Raw genomic sequence first — 21,478 nt, 5'->3', positions numbered from 1 at the left:
AGCCTGAAGCTCGCGTGCAAAGCCGACCTCGCTTTCACCGGCGCGCCCACGCCTCCAATCGACTTAGCCCTTTCGAGGCGGGAAGGCGCGCGCTTGGCCGTTTTCCTCGGACGCGCTAAAGGCCCGCGGCCGCCGCGATCGCCTCCACCGCCTCATCGACGCCAGTCGGTTCTATCGGGGCCCTTTGTGGGCCGCAAAGTACCTTCTCCAACTCGACGGCCAAGCCGCGTGGATCCTTGAGGCCTCCTGACGCCAATGCAAAATTGCAATGACGCTCCGCCCAATCGACAAGGCAGTCGGTCTCCGGCCAATCTTTTCTTGGCGCAATGACGACTCCGACCGCGGCACAGGCTGCTTCAACGACAGTGCAGTAGCTGTCCTTGCAAATGACCGCGTCAACAGAAAACAACAGGTCGAGCGCCGATAGATCCGACGCTTCGCAGGCTGATACGTCGTCGCGAAGCGGCGCGATCGCGCGACGCACCAACCAACGTACACCATCTACCCTTGGAAGATCGAGCGAACCGGGGTTTGGCAAGCCTCCAAGGGTCAGCAGCACGAGCCTCTCGCCGTTACCCATATTGAGCCGTTTGCGCAGCTCGTCCCTGCGTCGGACGCCCTTGCGCGCGATCGGCCCGATCGGCCGCCCACTCGAAATATCCGCCATGCTCATATGCGGGCGCGGCTGTAGAAACAATTCCGCAGTGGAATATGCCTCGCGCAGCGTTCCAAGGACGCGGGAAGCTTCGGGACGGTCACTAAAGAAATTCTCGTAAATATCCGCCCAATTCATGCAACATAGGGCGATATTGCGCACGCCCGCGCGACGCGCCGCCGCGAGGCTCAGTGGACTGATATTCGACACGACCAGTGACGGCTCGAGCGCCCGCATGAATTGCGACTCGACATTCAAAAGGTTTTCCCACGCCGCGTACAAACGCATATAGGCGGCCGCACTTGCCTCCAAATCGACAGACATCGCATCCGGAGCGTCGACGGTTACGTCCATAAGCGCCTGGAGGATCTCTATGCCGGAGGAAATGAACTCTTCGACCACGCGCCTCGGGTGTTTGGTTCGCAGGACGATCCGGAGGCCCGAAAAGCGCTCCTGCAACCGGTCGATAACAGGAGCGGTTTGTGACAGATGCCCAAAGCCATGGTTCGATATGTCAAACAAGATCGTCTTGACGCTCATGCACCAAAGCCTCAGCACAACTGACTTTTACTTCTGCATTCCAGGCGTATGGGCACGCCCGCTAAGCAGCAACAGCCCCGCACGCATCCGATTGGTGGAGGCGTTCAAGATACCACTTGTATGTGCTCGCGATCCCGTCTTTGAGCGCCACCTGCGGCCGCCACCCGAGCTTGGCTATGCGGCTCGAGTCCATCAGCTTGCGCGGCGTTCCATCGGGTTTCGAGGAGTCGAATACGATGTTTCCGGTGAAGCCGACGGCGCAGGCGATCAGCTCCGCGAGATCGCGAATCGCGATCTCCGATCCTGCGCCGCAGTTGATGTGCTCGTAACCGTCGTAATGATCCATGCAGAAGACCACGCCCTTCGCCAAATCGTCTACATGCAGAAATTCACGCATCGGCGAACCCGTTCCCCAGACCACGACGTCACGACGGCCGTCACATTTCGCTTCGTGGAATTTCCGCATGAGCGCGGGCAGCACATGACTGGTCGTCAGGTCGAAGCTATCGTTTGGGCCATATAAATTGCACGGCATCACGGAGATATAACGCCGCCCATATTGACGCCGATACGCCTGACAGAGCTTGATGCCTGCGATCTTGGCGACGGCGTACCATTCATTTGTCGGCTCCAGGGGCCCGGAAAGCAGCGCCTCCTCCTTGATCGGCTGCGGTGCAAACTTTGGATAGATGCAGGAGGATCCCAGGAACACGAGCCGGTCGACGTTAGCGGCGTGCGCAGAATGAATGATATTCGTTTCGATAGTGAGATTGTCATATATGAACTCCGCCGGGAATGCGTCATTTGCAAATATGCCGCCGACTTTCGCCGCTGCGAATATAATGGCGTCCGCGCGGTTTTGTTTCAGCCACAACTCGACCGACCGCTGATCCCGTAAATCGACGACGGAGCGATCGACTTTCAGCACTTCGTCGCCACGCGACTCCAAACATCTGGTTACCGCCGAGCCAACCATGCCTTTGTGGCCAGCCACCCATATGCGCTGTCTGCCCATGTGCTCGCTCCTCCAACACTAACTCGATACACGTCGAGGCAAACGAGTGACTACCTTCTGCCCCGCGCCGCCTATTGCTATTTTGCCTCCGCCGCCTGAGCGGTCTTCGTCGCAACGGCGCCAAAATCGAGGTGACGTTTTTCCTTCCTCTTTGCCGACGCGTATTTCTCGTGCCTTATGAGATAACTGGCGAGGCGCCCATAGCCGCTCTGCGCGTGCTTCTTCAGATTGACTTGCGTCAGCACGACGGTCGTCTCTTCGCGGCGTATATCTTTGAGGAGCTCGATCGCGTTGCGGGCGTCTTCGAAGCGCGTGCTCTCCCATTTCACAAGGAAAAGGACTTCGTCAGCGAAACGCGCCAGCAAACGCGTATCGGCCACGTCGAGCAACGGAGGCGCGTCGAAGAACACCCAGTCATATCGTTCTCGCAGCGCCGCGAGCACGGCAAGCAAGCGCACAGCCGCATTCGATTCCGATAGATCGTCGGAAATTCGGCCGAAGGGAAGATAGTCGACGCCTAGGCTCTGAATCCGTTGGATCGAGTCGAATATGCTCCGATCGAACACGCCTGGATCGAGACAAGACTGCGTCCCGGTCGTCAGGCCATCACGTTGCAAAGCCTGGGGCCAGATATCGAAATCGACGACCACCGCCCGCCGTCCATGGATCGCGGAGAGGACAGCGAGACTAAGGCAGAGCGTCGTCTTGCCTTCGTCTGCGCCGCCTGACGTCACCATGACCGTTTTCGATGCGTTCCCCGGCGCCACTCGAAACTCCGGTTGCAGGGCGTCGGTCAATAATTGAACAGATTGCGCAAAGGGCGTGGAGCGCTCCATCAGCAGCTTTCGATATGGCCATTCCTTCTTTGGGAGCCGAATATGCGGCACGACCGCAGCGCAAGGAACGCCCAGTGACGTCATAACGTCCCGTTCAGTCCTTATCCGACGATCGAATTGAGCCAGCCAAGCTGCGAGCCAATTTCCTGCGTAGCCGAAGGCGAGCATCGCGGGGATCACGAGCAGAAGAGGATTTATCGAGCTGGGCCTGTCCGGTATCGGGGCGTAAGAGAGAACCCGCGCATCCGGTTTGCAGTGCGCTATCCGCTCGCGGATAATGTTCACCTGCCGCTCCAAAGCTGGCTGCAATTGCCGCGCTGCGGACGCCTGCGTCAAGGCTTCGCGGATACGCTGATCCGTGAATTTGTTGCGCCCACTGGCGTCGTGAATCGCCTCTGCCTGGTTCTGCAGGAGATTTCGAGCCAGGCTGTCCGTCTGTATTGCTTGCGACCTTATGACATCCAGTTGGGCCGATATCCGGGTCAGTTCGAGCTCCAGCGCATTTCGCTTCGTTTCCACAGAGCTGGCGACGAAGAGATCAGCCATCCGGTTGACAAGACCAGCCGTCTTGATTGGATCTGGAGACGAAAAGTTTATCGAAATGACATCCGAGTGACCCTCTTGAGAAACTTTCACGCGCTTCTCGAAATCCTCTGGCCGGGGCCCGCCGCCGGATGGCTTTTTCGTCAATGCGCCTAACCAGATTTCGAAACGGCGCTTCAGCTCGGAGACGCTGAGCTGACCAGTCTGCGACGCCTCGAAACCGCCCGTGGCCTCCGTCGCCGAGCTAACCGGATCGGGGGACGGCTCCCATAATCCGAGCATCGCGCGGCGTAGAAAGTCGCGAGAAAGAAGTTTCGCCATAGCGGTCTCGATTGCCGCAGGCTGAACGGGCGCCGCTGGCGGCTGGGCGCCATTTGGCGTTTCTGCACCGGTAGCGGTGTCCTTTTGCATTTCGATCAGAAGCTGCGATTTGGCGGAATAGGTCGGACTAAATAAGAGCCCGCCAAAACCGACCAAGCCGCCCCCCAGGAATGCGCCAGCCGCAATAAAAAGAATTCGCTTTCCGAGCGACGCCTTCCGAGAGACGGCGCCCCGGTTCGGGGCGTGATCCGGGGGCTGTTGCATCGGCGAAGCCCGCTCGACCGACCCGGACGTCTTTTGCGTCCGTTGCGCGGAAACGCCGAATGAAAAAAGATCGATCGAGGCGGGCGTCGCCGCTGTTTGCGGGCAACTCGACCAAAGACGCTGCTTAAAGCGCTTCCGACCATTCATCGCCGGCGTGCGGCCTTTCGCGTGAAGCGCTTTGGAGCCAACCCGAAGCGTTTGCTTGCCATGCTTGGCCCCCGAGCCGCCGATGTCTTCCGGCCCCTCGGCCACCCGCTTCCCGCGCGTCTTGTTGCTTCCAAGAGGTTTCTGTCTCGAGAATTTCACTAGCATGCGCCCTGCCCATTGAATGAAAGTCCGTCGCTTTAACGACGGGTCCTAAACAATGCTTCAGGAAAGTTTACGTGAGTTTTTGGTCAAAACAACGCATGCAAAACGTATAACCCATAATTGCCGGAGATGCCCACACTGGCTCGCGCACGTTTGAATTAGTCAATTGGTCATACGTATTGTTACGCAGCCGCGCATTATGGACAATACACGCCATATTTTCAAAAAATGCGTTGATGCTTCACCTATTTTTAATTAGAGGTAGGAAGTCGGGATGACCTCAAAATAACTCGACGAGCACTATTCTTTATTGCTCGCGTTCTCGTTCCCGGAGGGGGCCTATGCACAGGCGCAGCTATCCAGACCACAAGACTGTCGTGACTGCCATAGTTGAGCGCAATGGCTTGTTTAGAGACGGGCTTGTCGAAATACTTCAAACGAGCCGTTTCGACGTCATCCTATCCGCCCCAGTAATAGACGCAGACGCCATAGCGTTGATCCGCGACCAGAAACCCGACCTGCTGGTCATCGACCTCGGACAGGATCTCCGGGACACGCTCAGTCAGATCAGGCTCTTCAAAAGCTTTCGTGCGGACGCGCCAGTCGCTGTGCTTGCGCCAAGCTTGGACAGCGACCTGGCGCCACTGCTCCAAGAGGGCGTCTCGGCCTTCCTCAGTAGCTCGATGCGGGGCGAGGCGCTCATCAAGGCGCTAGAACTCGTCATGCTCGGAGAGACCGTCTTGCCGCAACAACTTCTCGCGACGCTGCTCGTCAACTCCAAGAGCGCTCCTACCGCCCTGCCCCAACTGCAAACCGAGACCTCGGTGAATGAATTGAAATGCAGGATCGACGCAACGGCCGTGGCTGGCGAACGCGCGCAGCATATCGCGCTGGCAAAGAATGACACGACGCCCCAATTCTCGGACCAAGAGCGACGCATCCTGCGCTGCCTCGTCGATGGCGATTCCAACAAATCTATCGCCCGTAGAATCGGCATCGCAGAGGCGACCGTCAAAGTGCATGTGAAAGCAATTTTACGCAAAATTCGGCTACAAAATCGGACCCAGGCAGCCGTCTGGGCTCTGAGCCAAAACCAGCTCCTGGTCGCCGAGAGCGCCAAAGGAAAGCTCGACGCCTCAAGCAATCGAGAGTCCGCCGTCGCTCTCATCGACACGCCGCCTCAATAGGCGCGCCCGAGGATAAGTGCGACCGGCGTGCGCATCAGTATCCACATATCCAGCCAGAGCGACCAATTCTTCACGTAAAGGACGTCGAAATCAACGCGCCGTCTCATGTCGCTGAGCATAGCCGTCTCGCCACGAAAGCCATTCACTTGCGCCAGACCGGTCATGCCCGGAAGGACATGTAAGCGATACACATAGTCCTGTATGAGCGCCTTATATTGAGCGTCATGCGCGAGCGCATGGGGGCGCGGTCCGACAAGCGACATATCGCCCTTCAGCACGTTGAACAATTGGGGCAGCTCGTCGATGCTCGTCTTGCGCAACACGCGGCCGACGCAATTGACCCGCGCATCATTCTTCCGCGCTTGCTCGATCGACGCGCCATTTTCCAATACGTTCATCGTACGGAATTTGTAGATGACGAACTTCCTTTCATTGAAACCACTCCGCATTTGCCTGAATATAACTGGACCTGGGCTCCCCGCCTTGATAGCGATCGCCGTCGCAAGCATGACGGGAGAAAGCAAGAGAAGCGCTAAGGACGCGAGTGCGATATCGCATCCGCGCTTGATGGCGCGCTCTGTCGCGCTCATCGCGATGCGTGGCATTTCAATCGACGTCGCGCTGCTCACCAATCTCCGTAAAGATCGGTCCGGAATGAGACGCACGGGAAGCGCCGAACAGCGCAGGCGCAGGTCTATCTCTGCGATCAGATCCACGTCGCGCCAACGAAACGCAATGACGAACTCGTCCGCGTTCGTCTCGGCGGAAATTCTCCTGGCTTCCTCCAATTTGGACTGCCCGCGCTCCGTTAGCTGGCCGTTTGCAGCGGCCTCGTCATCGAGCGTTATGCGAGCAACCTCACTGAGCCCGAAAGACAGATTCAGATGTGCGGCGCTCAAACGCCCTAGCTCCTCGGCGTCGCCGATAACGACCGCCCGACGCCCCGCTACCGAATGTTTGGCTGTGAAGGCTCGCAGGGCGCGCGCAAACGCGCGCCGGATCGCGAGCAACAACGCCAGATCGACTGCCCCTGAAGCGAACAAAAGCCCGACATAAAACGAATCCGCCAGCCGCAAGGGGTAGATGAGCGCAAGCTGCATCGCTAGCGCCAGCAACCATGAGAGAATGACGTGATTCCGATGCTGCCGCGCGTCCAGCAGCGCGCTCATGCGATAAAGACCTTTTGATTGGCAGAGCAAGGCGTAAACAACAAAACCGACCTCGCTCAGCGCAATCGTTCGGTCAAGAAAGGGCGTTAGCGACAGGAAAGATTGCCCAATATACTCGACCGCAAGAGCCCCGCCGAAAATTGCCGCAGCCTCTGACAGCGCCACACCCGCCAGCACAAAGGGATATGAGATGCGCCATCTCGATCTGTCCGAGCTGAATGTGCTTCCTGCTCCCTCCCACCACGACGATGCGCTGCGAACGACATGAGGAGATAAACGCTGCCAGAGCATTGAATATTTCTCCGCCGATAGTTTCGCCCGAGAAATATACTTTTATGTGCCCTGGCCTATTCTACTCAATTGCTTTAGGGAGTTACTCCGCCCGATTGATCTTGCTTCTATTATGCATGTGCCCCCAGGTATGACGCGCTGCTTGCTTGTTTGATCACACTCGAAGGGCCTTCCTCTTCCGCGGCGCCACGCGCGAACCACTTAAGCGTGCGGTGTGTTGAATCCGCCAGTCAGTGGAACACCTCGGCTAACACAGCTTAGACCTTCTGCACCTTCATCAAACGGCGCAGTAACAATTCTCGCGCGCTCAAACATAGGAAGGTGGGCACCACGATCGCATAACGCCGCCAGAGCCGTCTCGGCTCGCAAGCCAATCGAAAAAGCCATTCCAGGCCGCTTCGCTGCAGCCATTTCGGCGCCTCTGGTTTGGTTCCTGCCAAAAAATCGAAGGCCGCTCCGACGCCAACCATGACGGGCGCGTCGATGCGGTCGAAATTCGCCGCCATCCAGCGTTCCTGCTTGGGCGCGCCAAGGCCGATCCATAGGACATCCGGCCTCGCGGCATTGATCTCCTCGACCGTTTCGAGGTTCTCGGCGGCCGAAAGCTCCCGAAAGGGAGGACAGAGTGCGCCGACCACTTCGAGCCCAGGATGAGCGGCGATCAGCTTCGCGCTCAGCGCAGCAGCGGTTCCCGGAGCCCCGCCAACGTAAAAATGACGCAGACCGAGCCCGCATGACATTGCCGTGACTGCCCGCATGAAATCCGTTCCACGCACCCGTTCGACCCCGGATTTTCCGAGCAGCTTCGAAAGCCACACGATGGGCATTCCATCCGGCAGAGATAGGGCTGCGTTCTGATAGATTTCGTTCAACGTCGCATCCTGCCGGGCGGCGAGAAGCGCGTTTGCGTCCGTGACGCAAATATAGACTTTCCGACGCTCACGGATCGATCGCTCTACAAGCGCGGACGCTTCTCTGAGATTCGTAGCGCTGAGCCTAACCCCAAACACACTTACATCCTCAGCGATCTTTTCTCGTACACTCTCTGGACCGGCGCCGTGACAAGAAGCGTCGCAAGATCTTTCGAAAGGTCGCAATGGCCGCATCCTTCTTTCTCGAGCGCCGATACATCGCCCTCGGCTCTGATGCGGCAACGATATGCGGACGACGACAGAATGGATATTGCGCAAGCGGATGCAGCTTGGCGCCCGGGACTAACTCTCGAGGATGCCTCCGATTGGATGAAGGCTTCCCAGCGCCACTCCAACATTCATACGACATTCGCAAACCATCGCCTCGCTTTAGCGAGCGCTGCGGAGGCCCCTTAGAGGTAGCCCGTATATCTAATTCAGTAGAAGCCCAGGATGTGGCATTGAATCTGTGAAAGTTTTTTCTCTGGCGGAGAAAAACTTTTTCGACGCGGTGGGCAAGGAAGACGGCGGGCGTGGATGGAGCGCGCGCATTTCCGATCCCACGAGGGAAACATGCTCATGAAACAATTTGCTTCGACAGCCGTGTCTTCGACGGGAAATGTCGTACCGACGGGGGTGACCCCGCCGCGTTCAGCAAAGATCCACCTTGGCCCCGGATTCCGCATAAGACTCGATTTCGACAGGCCGGCGCCTGAGGTGCTGGAGGCATTCGAAGGGCTCGACGTCGCCGACATCTCCGACCAGATGAACAGGCTCTATGCTGTCGATCCCGAAATCAAGTCCCTGGCTGCGTCTGAAAAGCGATTGATCGGACCAGCCTGTACAGTGCGGGTTTTTCCTGGCGACAATCTTATGGTGCATAAGTCGCTCGATGTCGCGCGGCCTGGCGACGTCGTCGTTATCGACGCTCGAGGATCTTCTCTAAACGCTGTGCTTGGCGACATGGTTTGCACAAAGGCGAAGCATCGGGGCATTGCTGGCTTTGTGGTCGACGGATATGTGCGCGATATAGACGGCGTGCGAGAAACCGGCTTTCCGGTTTTCGCGCGTGGCACAACGCCCGTAGGGCCGCTCCATAGAGGCCCCGGCGAAATCAATTATCCAGTTTGCTGCGGCGGCGTCGTCGTCCACCCGGGCGACATTGTTGTCGGAGACTCGAGCGGAATCGTCATTGTGCCACAGGCGCACGCGATCGAAATCCGCGACCGACTGCAGGACTACCTGCGGAGAAGCGCGGATTACCGGCGGAGCCTAAGGGCAGGAACCTTTTCGAATGCCTGGGTCGACGACATCCTTGGCTCCTTGGGGTGGAGATTCTGAGCAGATTTAGAGGTCCGCGCACTGACATACTCGGAAGATTGGCGATGACGGCACCTGCCTGGCGGTCAATGATGGCCCTGCGTTCGTCACCATTTTTGAAAAAAGACGGGTTCGTCCCACCCGGCTGAAATCCTGCGAGGAGCGTTCATGGTTGATCATAGCGATTTCAGTTCCCCTCAAAAGCAACCAGCCGCCGCGATCGTTATCGACGGGACATACAATAATTTGTCTGTGGCGCGCAGCCTCATCCGCAAAGGGATCAAAGTTTATGTCCTTTGCGATGCGAGCGAACCCGTTCGATACTCTCGCGGCGTCACATGGCTACGCATGTCCGATGGCGGATCGCCCGCGTCATGGGAAAAGTTCCTGCTTGGGCCGGAGTCGGATTACCTTGGCGGAGCGGCGCTGCTTGCCTGTAGCGATCCCGCTATAAAGTTGATCTCTCAAAATAGTGAAGCGCTCTCGCGCAAATTTCTGATCGAGGAGGGTGATCCAGCAACCCGGCTTTGCCTCCTCGACAAGCTGCAAACCTATTATAGAGCTCGGGAGGCCGGCGTGCCGACGGTCGATTTCGCGCTCGTCGATTCCGCTGCTCAACTCTCCGAGCTGACGTCCAAGTTTCGCTTTCCGTTCATTCTCAAACCCCTCTACTCTCCGGACTCGGCTCGGCTCGGCGGAAAATTCCTGATGGCTCGCAATGAGAGCGAGCTGCTCGCTCTCAAGGATCGGCTCGCGACAGGGATCAAGACCGTTGCAATGGAATTTGTTCCGGGCGGCGACGATCTCCTCTGCAGCTATTATTGCTACATGGATGAAAGAGGGGAACCGATCGTCGAATTTACAAAGCGATTGCTTCGCCGCTCCCCGATACACACGGGCAGCGCGTGCTACCATATTTCGGACTGGAATCCCGAAGCCGCCGAGCTGGGACGAAAATTCTTCAAACATGTGAAGCTCCGCGGGATCGGAAATATCGAATTCAAACGCGACCTACGGGATGGCCGTCTGAAGGTCATCGAAGCCAACGCCCGCTTCACCTTGGGAGACCCTTTGCTTGTGGCAAGCGGCGTCGATCTTGCCTGGATCACCTACGCCCGTCTGACAAGTCAGCCAGTGATCCCGACGCAGGATTATAAGAGGGATCTCGTATTTTGGCTGCCTGCTGAGGATCTCCGCACCTTTTGGCAATTGCGATCGCGAGGCGAGATTACCCTTTTTGAATGGCTGCGCAGCATATCGCACGCGCGCGTCCTTCCCTATTTTTCATGGAAAGACCCAGCGCCGAGCCTCTACTGCAATGCGCAGCGCGCCTTACGGCTCGTCGAGATGTGCCGCGCGAGACTCCTCGGGAAATCTATCGACTTCCGCCTTCCCGGAGTCCAGGCGGGTAAGAACCCATGAGCCGAATTGCACTTTTGTCGCCCGGAGGGCTTGGCGCGGCAATCGGGCGCGCTTTGGCGGCGACGGGCCATGAAGTCTTCTGCGACGTTTCCGGTCGAAGCCAACAAACCAGGCGGCGCGCCGCCGAAGCCGGCCTTGTTCTGACGACATCGCTTCCTGAGGCAGTCGACGCGTGTGATGTGATCCTTTCTTTTGTGCCCCCTGCCCAGGCATTATCTGTCGCTCGACTGGTTGCGCGGCGCCGGAGCGAGCGCGACATTCTGACATCCTCCTCTCGGCCCCTTTATGTGGATGGCAACTCTATTTCGCCATTGACGGCGCAAGACGTGCTCGACGCGCTTGTGCCGGCCGATGTCGCTTCTGCGAAGGTAAGCGTGTTCGGTCCATCGGATAGCCTGACCATAGACAACATCATCGTCATAAGCGGAGAGAACGCCCGTGAAGCAGCGGCGCTTTTCGAACCGCTTACGCGAGTCAAAATAGCAGGCGACGATTTCGTCGCAGCCGCCGCCGTTAAAATGTCTATGGCGAGCGTGACAAAAACATTGCCGGTTCTTTTTTTGGAGGCGATGGGCGCCGCCGCCAACTCCAGCCAGCTCGAGCTCACGATAAGCCTTTTTGAGGAACTCTATCCGGGCATGTTGCAGTTTCTGCGTCGAACGCTTCCAACCTATGTCCATCACGCAAGGCGCCGGCTGGATGAAATGCGGGAAATCGAAACTTGGGTCGACGCGATGGGAGGAGACGCCGCGATCACGAGGAGCGGCAGGCTTGTCTTGGAGCGGCTTCGATTGGAGGAAATACCGGCCGAGGAGTCCAAGAACCTGGTTGCTCTTATAAAGGCCGCGCTGACGCGAACTACTTTGCCGCGGGATTCGAATGACGCCGAGCAGAACGTCCGGCATGAAATTCATGCCCAAGCATAGCCCAAAGGTTTAGAATTATGCGACTTCGGATTATCTCCGAAGAGCATTTTCCAACCTGCAAGGGACGCCTTTAAGAATTTGCTCAAGGTCCGCGTAGCGCATCCTCGCGCCTCGCAAAACCCTCCGATCCGTTTAACGTCAATTATGCGGGGCTTTGCTGTGAAGATCCTCATGAGCGCATTTTCATGTGGCCCGGGGCAGGGATCCGAGCCTGGCGTCGGCTGGAATATGGCGATCGAAACAGCTCGATTGGGTCATGTTGTTCATGTGCTGACCCAAACAGAGTTCCGTCCCGAAATAGAAAGAGAGATCGGTGCGGGAGCTTTGCCGCCAAATCTTACTTTCGACATATACATGCCGCCCTGGCTCGAGGCGTTGCGGGACCGCGGCTTGAAGATGGGTTTCTTTTCCCTCACCTGGCACACGGTGAATTTCCTATGGCAGTTTTGCGCGCTTCAGCGCGCCTGGCGCCGTTATCGACACGCAGGCTTCGACATTATTCACCACGTTACGCTGGCGGGAATCCGCTATCCGACTCTTCTCGCGTCACTTGGGCTTCCCACAGTGATCGGGCCCTTAGGCGGCGGCGAAAGAGCGCCGCTCGCGCTACGCAAAAGCATGCCACTGAAGGATCGGCTTTCGGAGCTTTTTCGCGACATGCACAATGTGGTGTTGCGGATCGACCCGTTTACCCGCTCGGCCTTCCGTAATGGCGCGCTTATTTTCGTGCGTTCTGAAGAATCTCTCGCAGCGGTCCCGCCTCGATACCGGGACAAAGCCGTTGTCGACGTCGGAATGGGCATCGCCGAGGCTGAGGAAACGCGACCGCAGCGTCGCGTCCCGGGTCGTCCATTTCGGCTGCTTTATGCGGGACGGCTGGTTTATTGGAAAGGCGGCCATCTGGCCATCCGCGCGCTCGCCGCTGCCCGTTCGCGCGGCGCCGAAGCGACATTGACGCTTGTCGGAAGCGGGCCTGCGCGAGCGGATTTCGAGCAGTTGGCGCGGCGTCTTGAGGTTTCCGAGCATGTCCGATTTCGTGGTCAGGCGCCCCATGATGAAACGCTGACGATGTTTCGCGAACATCACGCCTTTCTTTTTCCCAGCCTGCATGACGCAGCCCCGACCGTGGTGCTCGAAGCCTTCGCCAATGGATTGCCCGCGATCTGCCTGGGGTTGGGCGGTCCGGCGAAAATGGTGGACGAGACCTGCGGATGCGTCATTCCGGCCGCGGGGCGAAGCGAGGCGGAATGCGTCGGCGCCCTTGCCGATGCGATAGCTTCTCTTGCGCTGGATGAGGACAAGCGTCTCGATTTGGCAAATGGCGCAGTCCGACGCTACCAGCGCTACAAGTGGCCGTCCGTGACGGCGGCGCTTTACGCCGAGATCGAAAAGCGTTTACCGGCGCGGTACATCGAAAGTCGCGACGCGGAGCAGAGCTTATCCGCTCGATGAAGGTCGTGATCCGCTTGCGTCGGGCGCGGTTCCCGGCCGCAAGCGCGTGATCGGGAATCCAGAGCCACAAGAGCGCTGGTTTTGCCCAGAGCCCGTCATTGCGAGCGAAGCGAAGCAATCCAGGGCGGCGATGCGGCCCTGGATTGCTTCGTCGGCTCCGCCTCCTCGCAATGACGGCGGTGATTTCCTGTGTATCCAAACGGCGCGAGCGTCGGGGACGGCGCAGAACCAATCAAGCGAATCTCGTATGACAGACACCGGTGCGAGCCAATTCCGGAAATTGTTCGACTCGATTTACTGAGGCGTTTTTTGTCGGGTCTCGGCGTAAACGCGTATAGATTGGCGCCGCCTGCTCTTTCCGGCGTCCGCCGTCGCGATAGCCCTTTCGTAGATTCGCATGAGCGACTTGTGATTGGCGTCTTCGGTAAAATTGTCAGCATAGGCCCGATAGGCAGCTCGGCGCATATGAGCGCGCGCTACTCCATCCGCCATCATGCCTCGAACTTTCTGCGCGAGATCCGATGCATCGCCCGGTCGAAACAACAGGCCGGTCACGCCATTTTCAATAATCTCCACAATGGGCCCGAAGCCTGGCGCGATGACGGGCGTTCCTTTGCCAAAGGCCTCGACGATCACGCGCGGGAAATTTTCGTAGCATCTTGACGGCACGATCAGCGCATCGGCGTCTCCAACGAGTTCGTAGACAGCTTCTATGTCGAGCTGGCCCAGCCACTCGATCGCAGGCTCTTGCGAGCAAGCATCTTTTACGCGCCCCGCCATCGGGCCGTCGCCGATAATCTTGAGAGGAACCTCGCGGCCGAGCGCGCCCCAGGCCTCCAGCAATAGATCGACGCCCTTCTCGCTAGAAAGGCGTCCAGCATATATGACGTAGCCGCCGCGCCCGGGACCCGGCTGGGCGTCACGAGCGAGGAAGTTAGGCTTCGTCGCTACTCTACTGGCTGGAAAGCCGCCCGCGACGAGCTTGCGTCTGCCGAATTCACTGAGTGCAATATACATATCAACGGCGCTGCGCCATGTCCCTGCGAGTTTATGGATCGCGAGCATCCCGGAGATTGTCGCGGTCGCTGCGCGATTTGCTCGGTAGCACTTATTTTTGATCGCGGGCCAAGGAACCATTTTGCCGCAGCAATCTTCACACACCCTTCCCTGACGGAAGAAAAGCCCGTTGGGGCAAAGAAGCCGGTAATTATGCAGGGTCTGAACGACTGCCGCGCCGTGCTGCTTGGTTGCGTAATATGCAGAAGGAGAAATCAGCGGCAAAGTGTTGTGGAAATGCACGACCTGGGGGCGCCGGTCACGCACGATCGCGCCAAGGTCGTTGAATGCTTGTCTGCTCCAGATGGTGTTGGCGGCGAGCGTGAGGGGCGGCATCCCCTCGAGAGAGTCGTTGTGGACAAAGTATTCGATCACATTGTGGCCGTGCGACCTCAGCATTTTCACCTCGTCCTCGACGCACTGATCCTCTCCGCCTCTTTGCTGATAAAAGTCGTGCGCGACGACGATGTCCATCGGGGAGCCCTCGCTGCCTTCAAAATTTGGAGATGTATCGCCGTCTCAGCGACTCTCTTCGGCGCATAATTGCCCGTTCGAGAGCGTGCGCGCGTCTTTTGCCAGATCGCCGAGAAGCGCGAGGATATATTCCAGACGCTCCCACTGATTATTGTCTTGCAGCTCCCATGAATGGCCCCAGAGGTGAAACACGCCCCCTCTTGTCGTGGCCTCGCAAGCGAGCGAGCGCGCCAATACGGGCCAATCGCGCGAGCGGCCATGGGTGACGAAGCGCCATATGCTCCTGAGCGCCGCCCGCTTTAATGTATTTCTCGCATAGACCATCGCGTCGTGGGGGTGGGCCTGGATCGTCGTCGGCATCAGCATGATGCCGCCCACGCGTTGCGGAAGATCGAGAGACAGCAGCGCAACGGTTCGAAACCCGACATAGCCCGCCCGCTCCGCCATGAGCATATGCTGACGGCTGTATCGCCCCTGAGGGGGGCAAAACATTCTGCAAGAGACGCCGGTGACACTCTCGACCCAGCTTTTCGAGCCGGAGATCTCCGCCTCTGCGCGTGGAAGGGAAACCTCGGTCAGAACTTGATGCCCAAGCGTATGCGCGCCGATTTCGAACGCCGCGCTCAACTCGCGGATTTCGCATTCTGTCAGAGTTGCTTTCTCATTGGCGCGAGGGATGTAGAAGGTGCCGGACACATCGAATTTCGCCAGTAGCTCCGCCACGCGCAGATCGAGCGGATGTCCGTCGTCCCAACTGGTCGTAATAAAGGTTTTGGAGGCCACGGATTCGGTTCTCCTCAATCGGAAGCGGCGCTTTCGAAACGAAAAAGCGCTACTCGGTCGCTGAGGCATTAGCGCCCGGGCGCGCACATCTTTGAATTGGTCAAAGGTAGCGGCGCCAATCTCTCACGCTCGAAGTCGTGGTAATCCGGACTTGCCTTGGCATAGGCGCGTTCGCGTCTTGAGCGTCCGCTCGACCCGCCAATTTCGAATGTCCATATGCGGTGAGCAGAGCGACACAGCGGCGCCCGGACCTCGCCGGTGTTGCCGAGATGATCGTGCAAAGCCCGGCGACCGATCCGAGCGCGACCTTAACTATAAGAACGCGGATTTCGCCGGGATAATGCTCAAGCCCAAGCATCTCGTCGCGGTAATTTTCGTCGACCTGGCGACGGAGCGCGTCGCAACTAGGTCAACTCCCAGTAAACATTGAGATTACCTCGAAAGTTGACGCCTTGTGACGCCATTCTCTTGGCGCCGGAGGGTTCCAATTATCTGGGTCTTGGCCATTTTGCTTGTTGTGAGATTGCAACAGTGAGCATAAACTCTCGTACGTACGTAACATTCTCGATTGCGTAAATTGGCAGAGGCATGAGACGTTCATGCAGAAATATCTATAGCGTAACGCATCCTATCGCCGTGTAGCTCAACGAAAAGGATTACCCGATCCATGCGAGGCTTGATCCCCTTCACGGGCTTGCTGTTGCTGCCGCTCGCCCTCGAAGGATGTTTCACGCCCGGCTCAGGGCCGCAGATCGAGGCTGTTTACGCGAATGCGGTAACCCAAGATGGCGAGGTACTCCGTCCGAACTATGAGCTGATCGAATACTCCAGCCCGATCCTCGAGATCCTGCGGCGCCGGTCCAGCGACAGCCTCTATGGCCACTTCGGCGGCGGCCGCTTGGGTCCCTCGCAGGTCACGATCGGGGTTGGCGACGTCATCGGACTTTCGGTCTACGAAGCCTCCGCGGGAGGGCTCTTCACGCCGGCCGCAACGGACACGATCCGACAAGGCAATTACGTGAATTTCCCGCAGCAGGTCGTCGAGCAAGACGGAACCGTGAGCGTTCCTTACGCCGGCCGCATTATGGCGAGAGGAAAGACAACCCGTCAGCTCGAGCAGGAAATCGTCAGCCAGCTCAAAACGCGAGCGGTCGAGCCGCAGATTGTCGTCAGCCTCGTCGATTCGCGTTCGAGCCTCTTTTCGGTTCTCGGCGAAGCGCAGAGGCCCGGTAGCTTCCCAGTCAACTGGGCTGGCCAAAAACTGCTCGCGGGCATCGCTCTCGCAGGCGGCCCGAAGTGGGCCGATTACGAGACTTCCATCACGATCAATCGTGGGGGGAAGACCGCGACGGCCATGATGCAGAACATCATCGCCGATCCTCGCGAGAACATCTTTCTGCGCCCCGGGGATTCGGTCTTTTTGCGACGCGAGCCGAGATTCTACACAGCGCTCGGAGCGGCAGGCAAAAGCGGCCATTATCCAATCGACGTGCCCAAGATCACCCTTGCGGAGGCCGTCGGCCGCGCGCAAGGACTTCTCGATACGCAAGCCGATCCGACAGGCGTGTTTCTGCTCCGCTGGGAGAAGAAACAAGCGCTCGAGAAAATCGGGCGCCCGGTGGCGAGCTACGTTACGCCGACCGTCCCGACCATCTATCACTTTGATCTAAGAGATCCCAATCATTTGCTGGCGTCCCAGCAAATCGACGTCATCCACAGCGACGTCATCTACATCAGCAACGCGCCGACGGTCGAGCTGAGAAAGACGCTTCAGGTGCTGGCGGACCTTTCCTACATAACGCTGAACGCCGCCCAAACGAGCTTCGTGTTGCACTACTGATACGAGATCCGTTTGATTGGGTGTCATTCCCGACGCTCGCGTAGCGAGCGATCGAGAACCAGGGTAACATCAGCGCGTTTGCGGCTCTGGATACCCGCTCGGGGCTTAAGCATGGCCTAACCCGGCCGTCAGCCTCTGTTTCGGGCAAATAGGAAACGCCCCCATTTGGCATGGACCTTTTGCTTGAGCGCCCGGATGCGCGCCTCATGCCACACCCAGAAATTTTCGGAGCTTTTGAACCGTTTTGGCGATTGCGGCCTAATAAGAAGTTTGGCCGGAAGCGGCGCCCCGGCTGACACATTTAAGGTCGGGGCAATCGCGCGCGGTTCAGCATTCGCGCTTGAAATGAGTCGCGGCGCGATTGCGTCCTCGCGCTTGAACCCGGAGTCGATCTGCGAAAGATACAGCTTTGCGCGCCGACAATAGTCGATCGAGCGCGCGGTCATGCGCTCTTCTCCGAGGCCCGCTCGGTATTTCATCAATGCGCGACAGATGTCGCCGTTCGACAGACGCCAGGCTTTGGCGAGGTAACCCACGCCGTAGTAGATATTGGTTTGCGGCGCAGCTAGGTCGCTCATGGCGCCCTTGAAGCCCATCATGGCAGCGGTGCTGGGAAGCACTTGCATCAGCCCAACCTCCCCCACCGCCCCCTTCGCCTCCGGATCATAGGCGCTTTCGATATAGGCGACGGCTTCTGCGAGGTCTTCTGGAAGATTCCTGATCTTTGCCTCGGCGCGCACCATGCCGATCAACCTGGCTCGAGGCGAGGTGAGATGCGCGTCGATCAAGAGCTTTGCTTGCGCTGGCGGCTCCTCTTGCGCCGTCAGGAGCTTGATGCCGCTCGTCGCCTCGCGCGCGGACATAGGGGCCTCGATAGGCGCCGGCTTTTGCGGTCGATTGCAAATATCTGAAGCGAGCGCGCCCGATAGCAGGCAAATCCCAAAGGATGTGCGCGCCGGGCGGAACAACCCGGACAATTGCCGGTTCTCACGTCGCTGCATTGGATGCTCGCATGTCAGCAGGTCTCGCGTCGGAGTTGAAAAAGTAATGGCGCCGATGAACGCCTCGCGCCGACCGATTGATCTATTTCCTCGAGACCAGCGCGCTCGCCGCCGGGTCTCGTGAAACGCAAAGCGCCTAAACTCTTTCCTTTGGCGCGTTGTCGATACTCGGAGATTGGACATCCTGCGCGTAGTTCGCCAGTACCTCGGCGACGCAGCTTGCCAGCTCCTCGGCGTAAGACGCGGTGATTCTCGGATGCGTCGGCAGCGTGAGAATGGCGCGCACGAAGGCGGAGATCGTGCTGGAGCGTCCTGGAATGGTCGCATTCGCGGGAAGCTCGTGCACATTAGGATACAACATGAGGCCGATGTCATAGCCGCGCCGCAACACTTCCCGATAGACGCGCTCCCTGTTCTCTTTTCCGACGACGATCGGATAGCTGAACCAGGACGAGGACGCGCGCGTCTCTTCGTCCGTTTCCGTCGCCGCGCAAAGGTCTCGGAATCTTTTGTCATAGATCGCAGCGATCTTTCGCCGATGCGCATTGATGCGCTCGACATCGCGGGACTTGTAGTTCCATTCCGCAAAGGCGCCCAGTGACGGACGGGTCGTGATCGTCTCGTCCAGAGTTGGCGTTTCGATCAGAACGCGGGGAATAAGATCGGCGATTTTCCCTTGCTGCACGCTTAGTCTTCGTGCCCGAAACGCGAAGGGAAACACCAGCGGACTTGTCAGAAATGCATAGCGAAGCACCGTCTTCGCCATTCCGAGATACTGCCGCGGCCGCAGACGTGGCCAGCGCGACACTTCGCGCGAGAGCGCGTCGAAAAGCTCGGCATCTCTTGTGGCGATAAAACCGCCCCAGATGAAGTTCTGAATCTTGAAGCCCGACAGGCTGAACACGCTGGCGTCGCCGAACGCGCCGACCGGCTGTCCGTCGAGCGTCGCGCCGAGAGCCACGGCGCAATCCTCGAAGACTTTCACGCCGTTACTGTGGCACAGGCCGACAATCTCCTGCGTCCTGTTCTGGGTGACGCAATAATGCGTGAGCAACACGCAAGCCGCGCTGTCGTCGATGAGAGAGCGCAGATGGGCGACATCCATATTCGTGGAGTGGGGAAGGCAATCGACGAACACCGGCTCGCCGCCGGCAAATCTCACCATGTTGACGACATCGGCAATCGTCAAAGGCGACATCAGGACGCGCCGCCTCGTATCGGTCAGCGCGCTTTTGACCAGAAGGTACAACCCCGCCCGCGCCCGACCAAGCGGGAGGATATAAGCGCCGCCCAGCCTCTCCGAGCTTTGCGCAATGAAGGTTCTTTCTGATTGCGCGTTTCCCGAGACCCACGGCGTGAGGTACCGCATCGGGTAGACGATCTGCCTCGGCTGGACCATTCGAACAACTCCACATTTGCTTCAGGCGCACAACAGGACCGAGCCTGTCATGGCGTTCGAAGCGTGCTTTCTGCGTTCGCCAGTTTCGTAACGATGTCGGCGCTCGAACCACGCTCCAGAGTGGATGCGATATGATCGGCGAGTCGAAGCGCCAGAGCGACGATGGTCGTCGTTGGAAAATCGCCGCCTGCTGTGGGAAAAATCGAGCTGCCGGCAACATACATATTCGTGATTTCGTGAATGCGGCAGTTGGGATCGACGACGCCGAGCTTGGGCGACTCATGCATGCGCGTCGTTCCCATATGGTGCCAGCATCCCTCCTGCGAGAAACTTTCCGGCCAGCCATTTTCGACGATGGGCGGGTCGAGCGCTATGTCGGCGACTCCGGAGCGGCTCAACTCTTCAGCGACAAGAGCGACCGTACGGTCGATGGTTCTCTTGGTTTGGTCGCCGAGGCGCCAATCGACTTTCACCCGGTTCAAGCCGAGCTGATCCCTCGCCATGGAAAGCGTCACGCGGCTATCGGGATTGGGAGCCGGTTCGCAAATGACCTGGAGCCGTGTGTGGTCGATGAGCGAGCGCATCTGCAGCGAGCCCATTTGCAGATAACGCGCGGCGATGAAGCCGAGAGTATTGAGCGGCTGCCCCGCCAGCGTCAGGAATTCGCGCAGCAGGGAGCGTTGCGTTTCTTGAACGCCTTCGAGTCGGCGCTTGAGGCGGACAAGCGCGTCTTTGACGCCGGTGTATTCGCCCGGGAATATCGGCACGAAGGTGATGTTGGTATTCAACAGCCGCTCGCGCTCGCGCGCTTTGGGACTTAAAGAGAGATGCCCGGCGATGCAGGTGCCGTGGGCGGCGACGGCGTCGTTGCGGTAATGGAATTTCGCGTCATAGAGCATGTTGTCGGACCATCCGTCGCGGAAGCGGACGGTTGCCGTCGTCAGGCAGGGATGATCCATGAAAAAGCGTCCGACCAAATCATGATGATTGCCGAGCCCCTGCGGCCGATCCTTGTTGGACAGCAACAACAGGCGCGCGTTCTCTATGCCCCCGGTCGCCAGAATGAAGATTTTGGCCGAGACGGTCGCCGAGCGCCCGTTCAACATTTTCAGTTGTGCATAGCGAATCGACTCGCCCCCTCCTGTCGAAATGTCGGTGACATTGGCATTGAGGAAGACGGTGACATGACGCGCTTGCTTCAATTGCGGGCGGTAGACCTGTCCAAATCGAACCGGCGGGCTGAACTGAGAAATAACGTCGATAACATCGTCGCCGGCATAAGAGTGGCGCCGGACGTTGCTGCGTCCGATCGCGTCCACCCAGAAAGACGCGTCGAAATTGGTTGGGCCAAGCTGCAGAATGGAATGGGTGCGCTCATAATAGCGCTCGAGCTCCGATCTTTCGAACGGCCAGCCGCTATAGGGGACCCAGTGGCGCGCGACGAAGTCGTCTTCTTCGAAGGGCCTGCACCAGCCGCCCCAGCAGTTGCTGCTTCCGCCAAGGTAGCGGCTACGGCAGCCATCGGCGAAACGATAGGGCAGCCCAACGCTCTCCCCACGATAAAGGTCGCGGTTGGCCTCTTCGCTTTGGAAGCCGCCGCTCTCGATAAGAACGACCTTTATGCCGCGTTTCTCGAACTCGAGCGCGAGGGTGATCCCCGCAACGCCCCCGCCTATGATGCAGATCTCGGATTCTATCCTGTATTCATCGTCCAAACCTAACGCGTCGATGAACATGATCCGCTTTTCCTTGAATAATTACGGA

Annotated in this window: 17 protein-coding genes; 7 read left to right on the top strand and 10 right to left on the bottom strand. The window is 58.5% G+C overall.

Annotated features, from left to right (window positions below; all coding sequences use genetic code 11):
- Positions 1 to 115: 115 nt before the first annotated feature.
- From JJT62_RS04510 to JJT62_RS04500, 3 genes are all read right to left on the bottom strand, one after another.
- Complete coding sequence (locus tag JJT62_RS04510) at positions 116 to 1,195, bottom strand: hypothetical protein (protein WP_202071447.1); 1,080 nt, start codon at positions 1,193 to 1,195, stop codon at positions 116 to 118.
- Between the two features lie 61 nt (positions 1,196 to 1,256).
- Positions 1,257 to 2,210 (bottom strand): GDP-L-fucose synthase, encoded by a 954-nt coding sequence (locus tag JJT62_RS04505; RefSeq protein WP_202071446.1) that lies wholly within the window; start codon positions 2,208 to 2,210, stop codon positions 1,257 to 1,259.
- A 77-nt stretch (positions 2,211 to 2,287) separates the two neighbouring features.
- Positions 2,288 to 3,046, bottom strand: a complete 759-nt coding sequence (locus JJT62_RS04500; RefSeq protein ID WP_202071445.1) for a CpsD/CapB family tyrosine-protein kinase — start codon at positions 3,044 to 3,046, stop codon at positions 2,288 to 2,290.
- 117 nt (positions 3,047 to 3,163) lie between these two features.
- Here JJT62_RS04500 and JJT62_RS04495 point away from each other — a divergent pair, with 117 nt between their 5' ends.
- Together JJT62_RS04495 and JJT62_RS19490 are read left to right on the top strand one after the other, a co-directional pair.
- The gene (locus JJT62_RS04495; protein WP_202071444.1) at positions 3,164 to 3,745 is read left to right on the top strand and encodes a hypothetical protein; all 582 of its coding nucleotides are present in this window, start codon (positions 3,164 to 3,166) and stop codon (positions 3,743 to 3,745) included.
- Between the two features lie 1,115 nt (positions 3,746 to 4,860).
- Positions 4,861 to 5,670 carry a response regulator transcription factor gene (locus JJT62_RS19490; RefSeq protein WP_202071443.1) on the top strand — a complete coding sequence of 270 codons (810 nt, stop codon included), beginning with the start codon at positions 4,861 to 4,863 and terminating at the stop codon, positions 5,668 to 5,670.
- Here the strand turns inward: JJT62_RS19490 and JJT62_RS04485 are convergent.
- Positions 5,664 to 7,130: an exopolysaccharide biosynthesis polyprenyl glycosylphosphotransferase gene (locus tag JJT62_RS04485; RefSeq protein ID WP_202071442.1), complete on the bottom strand. Its 1,467-nt coding sequence runs from the start codon at positions 7,128 to 7,130 to the stop codon at positions 5,664 to 5,666. The two genes, JJT62_RS19490 and JJT62_RS04485, sit on opposite strands and share 7 nt — an antisense overlap.
- Before the next feature lie 257 nt (positions 7,131 to 7,387).
- A complete protein-coding gene (locus tag JJT62_RS04480) occupies positions 7,388 to 8,002 on the bottom strand; it encodes a WecB/TagA/CpsF family glycosyltransferase (RefSeq protein WP_246744680.1) in 615 nt (204 codons plus the stop codon).
- 618 nt (positions 8,003 to 8,620) lie between these two features.
- Between JJT62_RS04480 and JJT62_RS04475 the strand changes: the two genes are divergently transcribed.
- From JJT62_RS04475 to JJT62_RS04460, 4 genes are all read left to right on the top strand, one after another.
- Positions 8,621 to 9,382: an RraA family protein gene (locus JJT62_RS04475; RefSeq protein ID WP_210340542.1), complete on the top strand. Its 762-nt coding sequence runs from the start codon at positions 8,621 to 8,623 to the stop codon at positions 9,380 to 9,382.
- A 147-nt stretch (positions 9,383 to 9,529) separates the two neighbouring features.
- Complete coding sequence (locus tag JJT62_RS04470; protein ID WP_202071439.1) at positions 9,530 to 10,783, top strand: hypothetical protein; 1,254 nt, start codon at positions 9,530 to 9,532, stop codon at positions 10,781 to 10,783.
- A complete protein-coding gene (locus JJT62_RS04465; RefSeq protein WP_202071438.1) occupies positions 10,780 to 11,709 on the top strand; it encodes an NAD(P)-dependent oxidoreductase in 930 nt (309 codons plus the stop codon). The genes JJT62_RS04470 and JJT62_RS04465 overlap by 4 nt, the downstream gene beginning before the upstream one ends.
- 354 nt (positions 11,710 to 12,063) lie before the next feature.
- Positions 12,064 to 13,161 (top strand): glycosyltransferase family 4 protein, encoded by a 1,098-nt coding sequence (locus JJT62_RS04460; protein ID WP_202071437.1) that lies wholly within the window; start codon positions 12,064 to 12,066, stop codon positions 13,159 to 13,161.
- Positions 13,162 to 13,455: 294 nt separating this feature from the next.
- On the opposite strand, the gene JJT62_RS04455 is transcribed toward JJT62_RS04460, so the two are convergent.
- Together JJT62_RS04455 and JJT62_RS04450 are read right to left on the bottom strand one after the other, a co-directional pair.
- Positions 13,456 to 14,691 (bottom strand): glycosyltransferase family 4 protein, encoded by a 1,236-nt coding sequence (locus JJT62_RS04455; RefSeq protein ID WP_202071436.1) that lies wholly within the window; start codon positions 14,689 to 14,691, stop codon positions 13,456 to 13,458.
- Between the two features lie 45 nt (positions 14,692 to 14,736).
- Positions 14,737 to 15,474, bottom strand: a complete 738-nt coding sequence (locus tag JJT62_RS04450) for a polysaccharide deacetylase family protein (RefSeq protein WP_202071435.1) — start codon at positions 15,472 to 15,474, stop codon at positions 14,737 to 14,739.
- Positions 15,475 to 16,141: 667 nt separating this feature from the next.
- Between JJT62_RS04450 and JJT62_RS04445 the strand changes: the two genes are divergently transcribed.
- The gene (locus tag JJT62_RS04445) at positions 16,142 to 17,314 is read left to right on the top strand and encodes a polysaccharide biosynthesis/export family protein (protein ID WP_202071434.1); all 1,173 of its coding nucleotides are present in this window, start codon (positions 16,142 to 16,144) and stop codon (positions 17,312 to 17,314) included.
- 128 nt (positions 17,315 to 17,442) lie between these two features.
- Here the strand turns inward: JJT62_RS04445 and JJT62_RS04440 are convergent, their stop codons facing one another.
- The 3 genes from JJT62_RS04440 to JJT62_RS04430 form a co-directional block, all read right to left on the bottom strand.
- The gene (locus JJT62_RS04440; protein WP_246744678.1) at positions 17,443 to 18,102 is read right to left on the bottom strand and encodes a lytic transglycosylase domain-containing protein; all 660 of its coding nucleotides are present in this window, start codon (positions 18,100 to 18,102) and stop codon (positions 17,443 to 17,445) included.
- Between the two features lie 349 nt (positions 18,103 to 18,451).
- Positions 18,452 to 19,714 carry a DegT/DnrJ/EryC1/StrS family aminotransferase gene (locus JJT62_RS04435; protein ID WP_202071432.1) on the bottom strand — a complete coding sequence of 421 codons (1,263 nt, stop codon included), beginning with the start codon at positions 19,712 to 19,714 and terminating at the stop codon, positions 18,452 to 18,454.
- Between the two features lie 47 nt (positions 19,715 to 19,761).
- Positions 19,762 to 21,450, bottom strand: a complete 1,689-nt coding sequence (locus JJT62_RS04430; protein ID WP_202071431.1) for an FAD-dependent oxidoreductase — start codon at positions 21,448 to 21,450, stop codon at positions 19,762 to 19,764.
- Positions 21,451 to 21,478 lie beyond the last annotated feature (28 nt).

The sequence above is a fragment of the Methylocystis sp. Sn-Cys genome, assembly GCF_016745395.1.
GTDB classification, from domain to species: Bacteria; Pseudomonadota; Alphaproteobacteria; order Rhizobiales; family Beijerinckiaceae; genus Methylocystis; species Methylocystis iwaonis.
Note: the sequence above shows the minus strand (reverse complement) of the source record. Positions and strands in the feature narration are given on the sequence as shown.